The organism is Mesorhizobium silamurunense (genome assembly GCF_014843825.1).
Classification (GTDB): Bacteria; Pseudomonadota; Alphaproteobacteria; order Rhizobiales; family Rhizobiaceae; genus Mesorhizobium; species Mesorhizobium silamurunense.
Map to the genome: position 1 here is coordinate 1 of NZ_JHQR01000446.1, position 263 is coordinate 263.

At 58.6% G+C, this 263-nt stretch carries 1 pseudogene; it reads right to left on the reverse strand.

Annotated elements, in window-relative coordinates:
* Window positions 1–257: pseudogene (locus DH10_RS35910) on the reverse strand (IS110 family transposase); the annotation flags it as partial.
* Window positions 258–263 lie beyond the last annotated feature (6 nt).

Genomic DNA, 263 nt, shown 5'->3' on the forward strand with positions numbered 1-263 from the left:
TCGAGCGCAGCTTTGGCGTGACGGGCATCGATGCAGATTGCCGGCAATCCCTTGGCGCGTAGCGCATGATAGAACCATACGGAGAGAGGCCCCGTCTCGAACACCACTCGCTTTACAGCTGGCGCCCGCTTGCGGACAAGCTCGGCAATGATGGTCGGATCAGATGCGCACTTCCCGCGCCAGATCCGTTCGCCTTCACGGCGGATCGAAACTGCCGTCTCTTTCATCGACACATCGAGACCGATATATTCTTCCATGGCTGT